The organism is Spirillospora sp. NPDC048823, assembly GCF_043198445.1.
Taxonomy (GTDB): domain Bacteria; phylum Actinomycetota; class Actinomycetes; order Streptosporangiales; family Streptosporangiaceae; genus Spirillospora.
In genome coordinates, this window is record NZ_JBICUT010000014.1 from 1 (window position 1) to 14,405 (window position 14,405).

The following is a 14,405-nucleotide window of genomic DNA, read 5'->3' on the forward strand; positions in this document are numbered from 1 at the left end:
GCGTGGACACACGCCCTCTCCCGCTCTAATCGGCGTTCCCCCAGGCCAGACCCCGGATTCGGCATCACGTGTGACCACCAACTGCGGAACCCGGGAACCACCCAGCGGCCACCCCCTCGACCAAGGTCAGACGGTGCCCAACGTGCGCCCATGGTGCTGTCTGGTGGCCATCGTTGCCGTCAGGGTTGCCGTCACCGGTCAGTGCTGTCAGGCGACCTTGATTGAGTGGGGGCCGACGCTGACGGTGATGTCCAGGTGTCCGCCGAGGGCGGTGGCGTAAGCGCGGAGGGTCTCCAGTTCCATGGCTTCGAGGTTGCCGTTTTCGATCTGGGAGACGCGGGACTGGGAGACCCCCAGGATCTGTGCGACCTCGGCCTGCGTCTTGCCGATGGCCTTGCGGAGCTCCTTGAGATGGTGGCCGGCGACGTAGGCGTCCAGTTCGGCGCGAGCCTGGGCCTGGCGCTCGGGGTCGGCCAGCTCGGGGTTGCGGCGGTGTGCTTCGGCCTTGATGTCCTGCCAGCTGCGTCCGGTGCTCATCGTCCGCCCTCCTTGTCCTTCGCTGCCCGGTACTCGGCGTAGCGGGCTTCGGCCAGCGGGATTGCCTCGTCGTACCAGCGTGACCACTGCCCGGCCTTGTCTCCGGCCACCAAGAAGATCGCTGCCCGGTCCGGATCGAAGACGAACAGCATGCGGATCTCCGATCGGCCTCGGCTGCCGGGCCGCAGCTCCTTGAGGTTGCGTAGCTCGCTGTGTTCCAGGGTGTCGACCAGCGGCCGTCCCAGCGTCGGTCCGACCTCGGCCAGCCTGTCGATGGCCTGCTCGATCAAGGCTGCAGTGTCCGTCTCTGATTCACACAGCTTGAGGAACCAGCTCTCGACCGGTTCGAGGATGATGACGTCCCAGGGCACCCCACCAATATAATCTCTAGCTCATACTGAGGAGTCGACCGTCCGCTTCCCGATGACGTCGGTTGCCGTCAAACACAACGCCCCAGGCCACATGGCTCCGGGGCGTTTTCGCTGGTCAATAGTGTGGGCAGGGGCGGGGTCGAACCGCCGACCTTCCGCTTTTCAGAAGTAGCAACCACCCAGCGGCCACCCCATCGACCAAGGTCAGACGGTGCCCAACGTGCGCCCATGGTGCTGCTTGGTTGCCGTCGTTGTCGTCAGGGCTGTCGTCAACGGTCGGCACGTCGACCTCTGTCTTCCAATCGCCGGACGTGCCGCTCGTGCTGTCCGGCGCGGCGCCGCTGGGCGCGGTCGATGAGCAACGTTCGCGGGTCGGCTGCCAGCTCGTACAGCTCGATTTCGAACGGGTCGGCGTCGTACTCGATGAGCCGGGCCAAGGCTTCTCGGTCCTGCTCGACGGTGCCTCGCCGGTGCACCGTGTCTCGCCAGACGTGCCCACTCATCTCCGCCGCGTCCACGTCTCGACGGTAGCTCAGAACGCGCGCGACCCGGGCTCCATGAGAACCCTCATGGGGCGGGCAGCCCCGAGTAGCGGGACAAAAATGCGTCTTCTTCGAGGCCAGGTGACGATTGCAGCAACCCACTACCCGATGGTCCGGCTCAGGCTCGAAAATGGGCACCGTCCGTTCGGTCGGAACCTCGAACTTGCTGGGCATCGCTGACCGTCCCAACAACTGAGTGTGACAAGAGGAGCGTCGTGCCGATCCCCGACTTCCAAACCCTGATGCGGCCCGTCCTAGAGCTTCATGCCGATGGTGGGGATCACGAGTCTGCGGCGATCGTTGCGGCGGTGGCAGATCACTTCGATCTGAGCGTGAACGAGCGTGCGGCGATGTTGCCATCGGGTGGGCAGAAGCGGATCAACAATCGGATCGCCTGGTCCATCACTCACATGGCTCAGGCGGGCCTGCTGGAGCGGCCTCGCCGGGGCGTCACTCGGATCACCACCCGTGGGCAGAAGGCACTGGCCGAGAACCTGGACCGAGTGGACATGAAGGTCTTGCACCAGTTCGCCGAGTACCGTGAATTCCGTGCTCGACGCCGTAAGCCCAGCAAGCCAGTCAACGAGCCTGACGACGCGGATCTGTCGCAGGTGGACGTCTCCCCCTTGGAGCTGATCCCGCAACTGGTAGCTGAGGCTCACACCGCGCTCGCTGACGAGCTAGTTGAGCGACTCCGGCAGGCACCGCCGGAGTTCTTGGAGCATTGCGTGCTGAAGCTGCTGATCCGCATGGGCTACGGCGGCCCTGAGGGGGAGGTGCGTCATCTCGGCGGTCCTGGCGATGAGGGCATGGACGGCCTGATCCGGCAAGATCCCCTCGGTCTGGACGTGGTCTATGTCCAAGCCAAGCGCTACGCCGCTGACCGGACAGTCCATCGCCCGGACGTCCAAGCCTTCGCCGGCGCACTCCAAGGTGCCCAAGCCGCTCGGGGCATCTTCATCGCCACCACCCGCTTCTCACCGGGGGCCATCGACTTCGCCGATAAGGTCCCCTCACGGATCATCCTGATCGACGGTCGCCGACTCGGCGAACTCATGGTCACCTATGACTGCGGTGTGCAAGAGGCTCAGACCGTCACGATCAAGAAGATCGACGAAGACTTCTTCACCACCGAATGACAACATGAACCTGTGGCGATGCCGTGCCGCCAGCGGATTTACAGTCCCACCGCCAAACAGCCCTGACCTGCTACTACTGCCCGGCGCACCCGATTCTCGGCACGCATTGGGCACAGCCCTCAACGCCTCTTCCGCTGAAATCTCAGCGTCCTACTCTCTCGTACCAGCGAAGCGCCTCGCTGCGATGCCCAGCCTCCGCGTGCAGGTCACCGGCTTTGCGCATCGACTCCACGTCACCGGCCTTGCCCGCCTAAAGCTCGCCTTAAGCAGGTACCGGACGACACTTCGTTGGTGGTGTGCGTATCGCGCGAAGCTCTCTGGAGGGCGGCGTCTCCAAGTTATCTTTTACAACGACTCGTCAGAAAGGACGGGTATCACTCAGCCCTCGCCAGCCGGAGCAGAGTCTAGGACGATGTGGCCTGCGGTTCCTGCGGCCGACTCCACCCGCCAACCCGGTGGGAGCACATGTTCCATACCCGCATCTGCAACTGTAGCGTTCTCCAAGCAAATCCCACCCTCCCCTTTTATCTCACCGAAATGTACGTGACCTGCGAAAGCAGCCCCAAGAAAGGAGGCGCTGCTTGAGAAAGTCGCAGCGCGAAAGTAGGCTACGCCAGCGAAAGCAGCGTTGTCGAACTTGGTAGAACCAGTGAATACGGCACCGACAAAGTTGGCGGAACCAGTAACGGTCGTCCGGGCGAAGAAAGCACCATGGATGAACGTCGCCCTCCTGAAGACAGCGTCGCGGATCCTACAGCCAGTCAGGTTGAGGGCGTTAGCAAGAGTGGCTCCTGTCAGATCCAAAGACAGGTTGGGCCAGTACACCTGCGCCGAGGGGTGCAGATGAGCGCTCAGCAAGGCCTGCGCGGTGAGACGAACTTGGTGTTCTTCGTCAGGGTTGGGCCCAGCTTGGGCGGCGGGGATGGGCTGACCAGCCCGGGCGGCACGGTACCTGGCGGCATGCCGCCGTACCTGCTCACGGGCAGCGCGGTCCGGATCGGCAGCGCTCGTTTCGGGCGGGGTGTAGGGCATTCGCAGGTAGGCGCAGATGATGTTGACGATGGTCTGCCGGTGCGCCGGGTTGTTATCAGCGAGGCGTTCCAAGGTATATAGCGCCGTGAGCCGGACTGGGGCCTTGTCGGAGCCGAGCTGCTCGGCAGCTGCGTTATACAACTCCGTGACGCGACGTTCCGCGGTGTCGTACTCCTGATGGCCTTGGCGACGAAAGGCCAGCATCAACCCCACCGCCGCACCCGCCCCGGCGCCAGCGGCTAGTCCAGTGCGGACAGCCTCCACTCGGACCCGGGCTCGGTCGGTCCCCGCTGCGGCCTCGTCTGCGGTGCTCAGCAACCACGCCGTAGTGATGCAGACCGCCGCTGCTGCGGCCACCACCGCCGCCAACATCCACGGCACAGCCACCAAGGGCCGTCCTGGAGGTGGCAGCCGCTCCACCAACCTCCACGACCAATTCTGTATCCGCTTCATCATCGTCGCCCCTCTCCGCCCCAGGCCTTCACAGCGGCTGGAGTAGTTTAGATCTTGCCCGCCGGTACCGCTGACATGGTGGAGCGCCGTACCGCAGGCGACCATGAATACTTCTGATCACCCTTACTAATGGCCCACTACTGGCCGCCGTAGCCGCTGACCTGAGCATGCTCAACCTGATCGGAACAACGAAAATCATCTCCATATTTCGGCGGCAAGCGGACCCAGAGTGCAGGGCCGGCAAAGACCCGAGCACCGGAAGCCGCGCAGCAGTGATCGCCCCTAACCACGCAACCCCCCTCAGCCATGAGTGCGATCGTATGGCTGAACGCAGAGCGATTCATTACGAGTCTCACGAACAAGATCCACACCAGTCCAGCCCTGTCCACTGACCTGCTAAACAACCCTCATGGACGCTTCTGGATTCCATCCCCGTACAGGCTTGTCCACACCCGCCGTTAGCATCCGTGTTAGCAACCACCTCGATGCGACCCACCGGCCCCCTCCTCAACCCTCACGGGTGAGCTGCGCCGTATCGGAGGTGACTACCCGCGCACGCCATGGGCTCGGCCATATGTGGCTGTCGTTCGGATAGCTCGCTGTGGCTTCAACGAAGTTGGGTTCGTGTTCGAACTGCGCCTCGCTGAACTCGGCGGTACCACTGAACTTCGCCCGGCTGAACCAGGCGTCCCCGCTGAACTCCGCCTCGTGAAACCAGGCGTACCCGCTGATCTGCGCATCGCCAAACCAGCCAGCCCCTCTGAATTGCGTTCTGCTAAACCGGGCATCCCCGTTGATCTGCGCCCCGCTGAATGCAGCGGCACCGGTGAACTGTGTCGCGGTGAATCCAGCGTTCCTGTTGATCTGCACCCTGGCAAACTCGGCGTTTCTACTGAACTGCGCCCCGCTGAACTCGGCGTCCCCGCTGAACTTCGCCTCGCCGAACCAGGCGTCCCCGCTGAACTTCGCCTCGCTGAACCAAGCGTCCCCGCTGAACTGGGCCCTGCTGAACCATGCGGTCCCGCTGAACTGCGCCCCCTTGAACTCGATGATTGTCCCGCAGAACTTCGCCTCGCCGAACCAGGCGCCGCCGCTGAACTCTGCCCCGCTGAACCAAGCACCCTTGCTGAACTGGGCCCTCCCGAACTCGGCTTTCCCGCTGAACTGAGCACCGCGGAACTGAGTAGCTCCTCTGAATTCCGTCCCGCTGAACCTGGCGTCTCCCGCGAACTGTACATCGCCGAAACTCGCGTCTCCCGTGAACTGCACATCGCCGAAACTCGCGTCTCTCGCGAACTGCGCTCCGCTAAACCAGGCGGGCCCAATAAATTGAGTTTTGGTAAATGTGGCGCTTGTTGGTTGGCAGTCGGTGAAGTCGAAGTCGATCAGATGGGCGCCCGTGAGGTCGATGTCGATGCCGTCCCAATAGGTGGATGGATGGTGATCACGTTCGGTGGCGGTCAGGTGGCGTTTGAGGAGCCGTTGCGCGGTGAGCCGGACCTGTAATTCGGGATCTTGGACGGTTTGGTCGTCGCGCTGCTCGGATTGGTTGTCGTGGCCACGCGGGATTGGGAACGGCATCCGAAGGTAGGAGCACACGACATCCGTGACCGTCTGCCGGTAGTAGGGGTGGTCTTGGGCCAAGCGCTCCAGAGAGTACAACCCGCCTAGTCGGACGGCGGCCTTGTCATGGCCGAGTAGCTCGACGCCCTGGCCGTACTCGACGTGGGCTTGGACGCGTTCGGCGCGTTCCCCGGCGGCCTCGTCCACCCGTTGACGACGGTAGGCGGTGACCAGAGCGACCAGGGCTCCGACACCGGCGACCAGGGCGAAGACTAGTTTGAGCAACTCCAGGAGGTCTTTGGTTTCCAGCGGCTTGGGCTTGGCGTGTGACGGTGATCCCAGGAGCAACGACACTAAGAACCACGCAACGACCAGCAACACCACGGCGGCAGTGAACGCGAACGTCAGTGCCCGGCGGATCGACCAGAGTCCGAGCGTCTTGTGTGCATCCTTCACCGGCCGAAACTCTGGCGTCATCTTGTCTTGGCTCACAAGCTCGATGCTAAGAACACTTCAAAGGTGCCGGCGGCTGTCTGGGAGAAGCGGGTTGCCCGCTCCTGGCCATCTGCACTCGCGTGGGGCGCGGGTCCCCGTAGCTCGTCCGGGCTACACGGTCCTCCGCCTTCCTCCCCCCCGGCCCGACTTGACCTGAACTTAGCGGCGGACAGGTTCCATCAAGGGTGGCGTGGCCATCACGTGGTGACGCCGTCGGGGCCCTTGACGGGTTCTGACCGTCGCTACTCTCGACAGATCGGGATCGGGGGGAGCCCTGTACCTTCCACGTCAACTTGCGACGTCCTTGCAGCTTTCGGCACTCGGCTGTACGGACGCAGACGCTCCGGGGTGCTCGGTCGCGCGAACGGCGTCCAGCCCGTGACAGGCCGTCTCGCGCGATCGAGTGCCCCGGCTCGCGAGGGTCCAGGGGGCGGCGCAGCCCCCTGGTTCGAGCTCGCTCAAGTGGCCTTGTGCTCTTGTAGCACCTGGACGAGCATGTACTGAGGAGGATAAATCACTCTCAGAGCATCGCCGGGACGGTGGCTCATGACAAGGATTCGATACAGCAGCAGCCAGACGGTGCGTGCGCGTCTCACGTCCGGCAGCTCGGCAAACCGCAGAAAAGGCAAGAAGAAGCGCAAGTTGACCAAGAAGGCGCAGCACGCGAAGCCTGGGGCTGACGCGAAGGGAAGCCCCTTCCGGATTTCATCCGAACAACGTTGGCGGCTTCAGGAAGAAGCGCGTCAGAGGGCAAACGGTCTCTGAGCCGAATGTTGGGGCGGTCGAACGACGCGGTGCGGCGGGACCGGACGGAACAGGCCGCATGCCCGGCGCGCCGGGGCGGGCGGCCGCCGGCGACGCGTAGCGGCGCCCTTGAAGACGTAGAGAAAGTTCTCATCCGGCGGCCGGGACGGCTTTTGGATCTTGGTTCTTGGGCGTGTGTAGGCCCCTGGCCTGCAGTTGTGTGGGCTGCGGTGCCAGGGGCCTGGTTGTGCTAGGTGAGTTCGCTGTATCGGGCGTCGAAGCCTGCGGCGATGAGGGCCGTGCGGATCTCGGTGATGCTGCGGCGGCCGATGTTGCGGACTTCGCTGAGTTCGTGTCGTTGGATCATGCGGACGAGGTCGCCTATCGTGCGCGGCTCGGCGCGGTCGTGCCGTAGGGCGTTGGCGACCCTGGTCGACAATCTGAGGCAGGAGAGCGGGCAGCGTGGGGTGTGCTCGTCGTGCTGCTGGGGCTCTTCGGGTTCCGGCCTGGTCGTTGCGTCCGGGATGGTGGCACGGGTGGCGGTGGCGAGGAGGTTGACCAGGTCGGCGACCGTGCGTACGCCGAGGCAGCTCACTGGGCAATGCATGGTGATGCCGCTGTGGTGTGAGGCGTGTTCGGTGTCGCTCATCTCTGCCGCCATGGCCACGTCCTCACGTTGATGATCTCTTCGCGGAGTTGTCGGACGTCCGGGGCAGAGAGCAGGCGGGCGCCTCCGCGTAGCGGGACCATGGCCCACCATTGATGTGTGTGCTCGCCGTACCATGCGTGGACGCCTGGGAACTGCTCGGCGACGCCTCGGGCGGCTCGCTGCTTGTCAGCGCTGGCGTTCATGTTGGGGTGGCGTTGTCGGGGCGGCCTGGTTGAGGCGTCGCCATATGAGGTGCTCGACCTCGCGCACGGCGTTCGCTAGGTCGGCGCAGGGGATGGGATATGGGCCGCTGCGGGTGAGGTAGACCCATTTGCCGAAGTCGGTGGCCGTTAGCTCCTCGCTCGCCGGCGTGTGCCGTGTCGGCCCGACTCGCAGGGTTACCGGGGAGACGTTGAACCGTCGTGTCGTCCGCCATCCTTTGGCGAGGAGTGCTTCGGCTAGGCGGTCCAAGTGCCACATGGCCAGACGGTCATGGCCGTCGCGTGTGCCGATCCAGCGGATGAATCGGCGTACGCGGCGTCCCCAGAGTCGTAGCGTCAGGCCGGACTCATCGATCACCAGTCGCTCGCTTCAGTGATGGCGAGGACGCGTCCGATGCGGTCGGCGGCATGTTCGGTCTCCCAGAGCGGGCAGAGCGGTTCGAGCTCGGGCTCTGATTTTCGGGTCGGCCCTGACCATGTCCAGTGCCACCACAGCTCGTGATCGGGGCCGTGCGGGCGGCATCTGACTTCCTGTCGCAGGCCAGGGCTCATCGCCTGGCCGAGAGGGTTGTCAGGTGCGGGTTCTCCTGCGGGGTTGGCGGCCATGACGGCGCCGTGTCCCCATGCGTGCGCCGTCAGGCCGCGACTGTCCAGGGCGGCTATCAGGGCTAGAGCTGCGTCTCGCCACTCGCGTTGACTGCTCGGTGGGCGGGGCCGCGCGTCGGCTGTGCTGCTCGGGGGGTCTGGAGAAATAGGCATCAGGGTTCCTTCGGATGGTCCTCACTGAGGTGATCGGTCGGTCATCTGGCGGTGATCTTGCTGGTCAGAGCAAGATTTCCGTGACTGGTATTCAAAGTACGGGTACAGTACTTCAAGTACAACCCACTTGGCGTACTTGCGCCGCACAATAAGTACTGGTCTCGTAGAGATCGACGAAGGAGGTGCCGATGTTCGGCTTGGTGGTCCGGTTCACCTGCAAGGATGAAGACAGCACCAGTGCGTTTGATCGGCTGGTGGCCGAGACGATCGGCAAGATTGAGACGGAGGAACCGGGCACGCTGGTCTATGCGGTGCACAGGGTCGACGGGCAGCCGCTACAGCGGATCTTCTACGAGCTGTACCGGGACCGGGCGGCCTTCGACGCGCACGAGGAGCAGGAGCACGTCCGCCGGTTCCTTGGTGCTCGTGAGGAGTTGCTCGCGTCGGTGGAGGTCGATTGGTTGGACCTCCAAGTAGGCAAGGGAACGGACGGGTGAGCACTGAGTATCAGCGCGCTCTTGGGCGGCGGATCGCTCAAGAGCGCAAGCGGCGCGGGCTGTCTCAGCCTGAGCTGGCGCGGCTGATTGATCGTTCGGTGGCCTGGGTCTCCCAGGTGGAGCGCGGCGTGCGCAAGGTCGATCGGATGTCGGTCTTGGAAACGGTCGCCGAAGCACTGGAACTACCGCTGTCGGAGTTGGCGGCTGAGGCTCCGGTAGTCGCCGCGACGACTGAGGAACTGCCGGGATCGGCTGGTCTGCGGCTGGTCTTGTCGGGTGCTCACTCGCTGCGGGCCATGCTGCATTCGGCTCCGGTCCCGCCTACGGCGGAGATCAAGCCGCGGGTGGATCGCGCCTGGGAACTGGCGCATGAGAGCAAGTACGTAGAGCTGGCGGACCTGCTTCGGGGATTGGTGCCCGCGCTGGAGTCCGCGGTGCGTTCGGCTCCTGAGGAGCGGCGTGCCGAACTGTTCGATCTGCTGGCGGTGACCTATCAGGCGTGCTCGGCGGCGTTGTCCAAGCTCGGTGAACCTGAGGCCGCCTGGATCGCTGCGGACCGCGCCATCGTGGCGGGCGAGCGTGCCGGGGACGCGTTGATGATGGCCGCCGGCGCCTTCCGGCTCGGGTTCGTCTTCCTGGGGGCGCGGCACTTCGACCAGGCTGAGGAGAACGCGCGGACGGCTGCTGAGGCGCTGTGGTTCCTGGTCGACCAGGGCAAGCATGAGGCCATGTCACTGTGGGGCGGGCTGACGTTGCAACGGGCCGTGGCCGCGTCCCGGCTCAATCAGGCGGACTTGGCCTATGAGCATCTCGCGAGGGCTCGGGAAGTCGCCGAGCGGCTCGGGGACGGTCGCAACGACTACAACACCGAGTTCGGCCCGGCGAACGTGCTCCTTCACGAAGTCGCCGTGGCGGTCGAGCTGGGGGACGCCGGTCACGCGCTCCGGGTCGGGGCCGAGGTGGACGTTTCCACGCTGTCGGCGGAGCGTCGGGCGCGACTGCAGATCGACTTGGCGCGTGCGCACACCCAGCGGCGGCAGCCTGCTGAGGCCGTTGCCGCGCTGCTGGACGCCGAGTCCATCACGCCAGAGCAGATACGGAACCACCGAATCGTGCGTCAGGTCGTGTCCGATCTACTGACCATGCAGGACCCACCGTCCTCTGACCTGCGAGAACTCGGCGACAGGGTAGGCGCGTAGAAAAAGTACGTGTTCTAGTACTCAAAGTACTAGTAGAAACTCTGAGTACGGGGTAGCGTTCGTGTTGACGCTGAAGCACTCCTGATGGAGGTGAAGGCCCAACACGAACGCTCTTCGCGTTTCAGGGGCGGAGAAGGCCGCTCTTGGACGGCAACACAGGCCACACATGAAAGTGGCCTGAGCGGGAGACCCGCCCAGGCCGGATGCGGTTAGCACCCTAGTTGGCGCTTCGATGCTACCTCGTTCGTCCTGATGGCGTGTGTGCTCCCTCGGTTCCGTAACACCTGCTCAGCAGGTGGACGAGAGGTGTACTCAGCATGCGCAACATTCCTGTCGACGTTTCCGCCATGACCTTCGTGTGCGTGTCGGCGCCGCGTCCCAAGCTGGTCAGTCAGGAGACGGGCGAGGTCAAGATGGACCGCAACGGTCAGGCGGTGTTCACGGTGGGCCTGTCGGCCGCCGACCCGATGGGGCGGGTGGAACTGCTGAACGTGGCGGTGCCCGGCGACCAGTCGGTGACCATCGGCGAGATCGTCACCCCGGTCGGCCTCGTCGCCTTCCCGTGGGAGGCGGTGCTCGGCGGTGAGAAGCGGTGGGGTGTGGCCTTCCGCGCCGACCGCATCGCCCCCGTGTCGGCCGCCCCGTCGTCGGCCTCGTCGGCGTCGGCCTCCTCGTCGGATGCGTCCGCTTCGGCGGGCGTGGCCTGAACGGCGGCCCGGTCATGACTGACCTGCTTCTGGTGCCTGGGGTCCTGGCCGCTGCGGCGGCCGGGCTCTGGGCCTGGCGCCGCTGGCACCCGGCCTCGTTCTGGTACGGCGTCGCGTTCCCGGCGCGGGCGGTGCTGGTGTACCTGACGTGGCATCACGTCGCCTCGGGCTGCAAGCTCACCCGCAACCGGCGCCGGTACCGCCTCACCCTCGACGCCGTCCCGGTCGTCGGCCCGGCTGCCCGCAACGCGGCAACCGTGGTCGAGCACAAGCGGCGGGTGCGGCGGGTCGACGTCGAGCGCGCTCCCCGCCTGGGCATCCTTCGTCCCACTCGCCTCGGGTGGCGTATGCGTCTCCGGCTCCACGACGGGCAGGTTCCGGCCGATTATGAGAAGGCTGCGGAGGGGATCGCGCATGCCTGGCGCGTCCACGCGGTGCGGGTGGTCGACGTCCGGCCCGGCTACGTGACGCTCTGGGCGACGATGCGCGACCCGCTCACCGACGTGACCTTGTCGCCGGCACCCGTCGAACTGCTGCGGGTGCGGCCCGGGAAGCTGGAGAACGGCCGTGACTGGCTGATCGATTTCCGTACCGTGCCGCACTGGCTCAACGCCGGGGCGACCCAGTCCGGCAAGTCCAACCTGGCCAACGCCATCATCCGTGACCTGGCTCCGCAACCGGTCGCGTTGGTCGGGTTCGACCTCAAGGGCGGCGTGGAGTTCACCCCGTACGCGCCGCGGTTGTCGGCGCTGGCCACCACCCGCAAAGAGTCGGTCGACCTGCTGGCGGACCTGGTCGGCGAGGTCGAGAACCGCATGGCGACGTGCCGCGCGCACGGTGCCCGCAACGTCTGGACGCTGCCTGAGCACCTGCGGCCGGTGCCTGTCGTGGTCCTGGTCGATGAGGTCGCCGAACTGTTCCTGATGGCCGACCGCTCGGAGAAGGAGGAGGTGTCGCGGACGGCTACCGCGCTGCTGCGCGTCGCCCAGCTCGGCCGCGCGTTCGCCGTCCACCTGATCGTCTGCGGGCAACGCATCGGCTCCGACCTCGGCCCAGGCGTCACCGCGCTGCGCGCCCAGCTCTCCGGCCGGGTGTGCCACCACGTCAACGACCCCGAAACCGCCAACATGACCTTCGGCGACCTCGACCCCGCCGCCCTAGACGCCGCCCGCGCCATCCCCGCCGAAACCCCCGGCGTCTGCATCGTCGCCGGGCAGGACGGCACCTGGCACCGCGCCCGGTCGGTCTACGTCCCCGAGCGTGAAGCCGAGCAGGCCGCCCGCGACTACGCCCACCTGACCCCGGACTGGGATGCCCTCGTCGGCTCCGTCCCCGTGGTCCACCCGGCCGCCTAACCGGCCCGGCCCTTCTCTCCTTCTCCATCGGCTCGGCGTGAGCCCTGATCGCGCCACGTCCCTACCCGACCCATGCCCGAAACCCGCCCATTGGAGGCTGCCCGATGGTCGCCCGCGTCCGTGCCCTTGGTCCCCGTCCCCGTCCTCGGTTCGTCGCCATCCCGTCCCCGTCCTCGCCGTCGTCCTCGCGCTCGTCCCGGCCGTCGCCGGTGTCGTCCTGGGACGTGTGGCCGGTCGGCGTCGAGTGGGACGAGTTCCGGTCCCTGCACCTCGCGCGGTGCCAGCGCTGCGCCGACTCGTTCGCCTCCTCGTCCTGCGGCGAGGTCGACGACTGGGCCGAGGCGCACGCCTGTGACCCGGAACTGGCCGCGCTGCTCGCCCTCGTCGACACCCGGCGGGCGGCATGACCCGCCGCATCCTCGGGGCGCTGGCCGACTCCGGGCCGGTGGTGGTCCTGGCGGGGATCGCGGCTGCCGGGTCGTTCACCCACATCCGCGACACCGCCACCGAACACGGCCAACACGGCTGGATGGCCTGGGCCATCGCCGTCTGCATCGACCTGACCTGCGTCATGGCCGCTGGAGAACGGCAACGGGACAAGCACACCGGACGCGACACCGCGCGCCTGTCGTGGCCCACCGTCGTCCTCGTCGGCGGTGTCCTGCTGTCCCTGGCGGCGAACCTGGCGCAGGCCGACCCGTCGGTGTGGGGCTGGATCACCGCAGGGACTCCGGCGGGCGCGTTCCTGGTCGCCGTCTCGATGCTGGAACGCCGGAAGGCCGGCCCCCGCGCGGCGGCGCGTCCGTCGCCTCGTCCGGGCGCCGACGTGTTGCCCGTCCCGGACTCCTTCGGCAACCCGTCCCCGTCCGGCTCGCCGGACTCCTCGGCCGCCTCGTCCTCGCCCTCGTCTCCCTGGGTGGTCTGGGAGCGTCCCCCGGCTGCCGCTGCCGCTGCCGCCGCGTCCGTCCAGGACGACCAGGAGCGGGGCGAGGACGAGCAGGACGGCCAGACCTCCATCCCCGTCCCCGCCGATCACCCCGCCTCGACGCCGTCCGCGTCGCCGCCCTCGCCGAGTCCTGCCGCGCCGCTGGTCGACTTCGCGCGCCGCGTCGCTGCCGAACACGAAAGCGAGCACGGGCGGCCGATCACCCGTGACGCGCTCCGCGCACGCCTCGGCGTCTCCAACCAACTCGCCTCCGACCTGCTCCGCCAACTGCGCACCGAACACAACGGCGCCGAAGCCGCGCCCGTCGCCTGACAGGAGACACCTTCCATGACCCGCACCAACCCCACCGGCCCCACCGACCGGACCGGCCCCACCGACCGGACCGACACAACGGCTCCGGTGGTACCCGGTGACCTGTTCGCCCGACACCAGACCATCACCGGCCTGCGCGCCCTGGCCGACTTCCTAGAGGCCAACCCGGCCGTGCCCGTCAAGGAGTACGGCGAGACCTACCACGTCCCCATTCGCGCCGGTGACGACGCCTCGGCCACTGCGCTGGTCGACAACACCGCGGCGCTGCTGGGCGTCACCGCCGAACACGACACCGCGCGAGGCGGCCACTACATCGCCACCCGCACCTTCGGCCGCATCGCCTACACCGTCTTCCACATCCCCGAACAGGAGAGGGCGGCGCACCTCGCCCGCGACAGCTACCGCGACAACATCACCCTCGACACCGACCAGGACACCGGCCCGGACGGCGACCAGGACGACCAGGACACCGGGCGGGCCGCCTGATGGACATCGACCGGCACCCGGCACCATCACGTGCGCTCGCCTTGCTCGCCGGGCTCGTCGTGGGGTGGGCGTGCTCCACCTGCGGCGGGGGCGGCGTCGCCTCCGACGGGGCCACCTGCCCCGACTGCGACGGCCACGGTCACACCCTCTGCAAGGGGGCCTGATGTTCCTGCGCCGCTGCGCCTTCGCCGCCTTCTGGCTCGTCCTGGGGCTGTTCGCCCTCAACCACCCGGAGAACGCCGCCCGTGCCGTCCGAGCCATCGTGACCGGTCTCGCGCTGCTGGCCGATGCGCTGTCGGCGTTCGTGTCGGCGTTCTGAGTCCGCCCCCGGCGCGGCCCACAAGCCGCCAAGCACGAGCGCCGCGCCGGGGGCCCGGTCCCACTCCAACCGCCTGAAC

15 protein-coding genes are annotated in these 14,405 nt (G+C 66.6%); 9 read left to right on the forward strand and 6 right to left on the reverse strand.

Annotated features, from left to right (window positions below):
• Positions 1–207: 207 nt before the first annotated feature.
• The 3 genes from ACGFK0_RS27495 to ACGFK0_RS27505 form a co-directional block, all read right to left on the reverse strand.
• Positions 208–537: a helix-turn-helix domain-containing protein gene (locus ACGFK0_RS27495; RefSeq protein ID WP_392909809.1), complete on the reverse strand. Its 330-nt coding sequence runs from the start codon at positions 535–537 to the stop codon at positions 208–210.
• Positions 534–908, reverse strand: coding sequence for a type II toxin-antitoxin system RelE/ParE family toxin (locus tag ACGFK0_RS27500; RefSeq protein WP_392909811.1), 375 nt, complete (start codon positions 906–908; stop codon positions 534–536). Before ACGFK0_RS27500 ends, ACGFK0_RS27495 begins: the two co-directional genes overlap by 4 nt.
• A gap of 269 nt (positions 909–1,177) precedes the next feature.
• Complete coding sequence (locus ACGFK0_RS27505; protein WP_392909813.1) at positions 1,178–1,426, reverse strand: hypothetical protein; 249 nt, start codon at positions 1,424–1,426, stop codon at positions 1,178–1,180.
• Between the two features lie 239 nt (positions 1,427–1,665).
• On the opposite strand from ACGFK0_RS27505, the gene ACGFK0_RS27510 reads away from it, so the two are divergent.
• Complete coding sequence (locus ACGFK0_RS27510) at positions 1,666–2,589, forward strand: restriction endonuclease (RefSeq protein WP_392909815.1); 924 nt, start codon at positions 1,666–1,668, stop codon at positions 2,587–2,589.
• 378 nt (positions 2,590–2,967) lie between these two features.
• On the opposite strand, the gene ACGFK0_RS27515 is transcribed toward ACGFK0_RS27510, so the two are convergent.
• The 3 genes from ACGFK0_RS27515 to ACGFK0_RS27525 all read right to left on the reverse strand — a co-directional run bounded on the left by ACGFK0_RS27515 (position 2,968) and on the right by ACGFK0_RS27525 (position 7,537).
• Positions 2,968–3,825 carry a pentapeptide repeat-containing protein gene (locus tag ACGFK0_RS27515; RefSeq protein ID WP_392910215.1) on the reverse strand — a complete coding sequence of 286 codons (858 nt, stop codon included), beginning with the start codon at positions 3,823–3,825 and terminating at the stop codon, positions 2,968–2,970.
• A 756-nt stretch (positions 3,826–4,581) separates the two neighbouring features.
• A complete protein-coding gene (locus tag ACGFK0_RS27520; protein ID WP_392909817.1) occupies positions 4,582–6,129 on the reverse strand; it encodes a pentapeptide repeat-containing protein in 1,548 nt (515 codons plus the stop codon).
• A 997-nt stretch (positions 6,130–7,126) separates the two neighbouring features.
• Positions 7,127–7,537, reverse strand: a complete 411-nt coding sequence (locus tag ACGFK0_RS27525; RefSeq protein ID WP_392909819.1) for a DNA-directed RNA polymerase subunit alpha C-terminal domain-containing protein — start codon at positions 7,535–7,537, stop codon at positions 7,127–7,129.
• A 1,156-nt stretch (positions 7,538–8,693) separates the two neighbouring features.
• Between ACGFK0_RS27525 and ACGFK0_RS27530 the strand changes: the two genes are divergently transcribed.
• The 8 genes from ACGFK0_RS27530 to ACGFK0_RS27565 all read left to right on the forward strand — a co-directional run bounded on the left by ACGFK0_RS27530 (position 8,694) and on the right by ACGFK0_RS27565 (position 14,326).
• Positions 8,694–9,002: a putative quinol monooxygenase gene (locus tag ACGFK0_RS27530; RefSeq protein WP_392909821.1), complete on the forward strand. Its 309-nt coding sequence runs from the start codon at positions 8,694–8,696 to the stop codon at positions 9,000–9,002.
• Positions 8,999–10,201: a helix-turn-helix domain-containing protein gene (locus ACGFK0_RS27535; RefSeq protein ID WP_392909823.1), complete on the forward strand. Its 1,203-nt coding sequence runs from the start codon at positions 8,999–9,001 to the stop codon at positions 10,199–10,201. The genes ACGFK0_RS27530 and ACGFK0_RS27535 overlap by 4 nt, the downstream gene beginning before the upstream one ends.
• A 317-nt stretch (positions 10,202–10,518) precedes the next feature.
• Positions 10,519–10,908 (forward strand): hypothetical protein, encoded by a 390-nt coding sequence (locus ACGFK0_RS27540; protein WP_392909825.1) that lies wholly within the window; start codon positions 10,519–10,521, stop codon positions 10,906–10,908.
• A gap of 14 nt (positions 10,909–10,922) precedes the next feature.
• On the forward strand, positions 10,923–12,263 hold the full coding sequence (locus tag ACGFK0_RS27545) for an FtsK/SpoIIIE domain-containing protein (protein WP_392909827.1): 1,341 nt from the start codon (positions 10,923–10,925) through the stop codon (positions 12,261–12,263).
• A 104-nt stretch (positions 12,264–12,367) separates the two neighbouring features.
• Positions 12,368–12,670, forward strand: coding sequence for a hypothetical protein (locus ACGFK0_RS27550; protein ID WP_392909829.1), 303 nt, complete (start codon positions 12,368–12,370; stop codon positions 12,668–12,670).
• Entirely contained in the window at positions 12,667–13,521 is an 855-nt protein-coding gene (locus ACGFK0_RS27555; RefSeq protein WP_392909831.1) for a DUF2637 domain-containing protein, read from the forward strand. The genes ACGFK0_RS27550 and ACGFK0_RS27555 overlap by 4 nt, the downstream gene beginning before the upstream one ends.
• Positions 13,522–13,536: 15 nt before the next feature.
• Positions 13,537–14,007, forward strand: coding sequence for a hypothetical protein (locus ACGFK0_RS27560; RefSeq protein WP_392909833.1), 471 nt, complete (start codon positions 13,537–13,539; stop codon positions 14,005–14,007).
• Positions 14,008–14,170: 163 nt separating this feature from the next.
• On the forward strand, positions 14,171–14,326 hold the full coding sequence (locus ACGFK0_RS27565) for a hypothetical protein (protein ID WP_392909835.1): 156 nt from the start codon (positions 14,171–14,173) through the stop codon (positions 14,324–14,326).
• Positions 14,327–14,405: the final 79 nt, after the last annotated feature.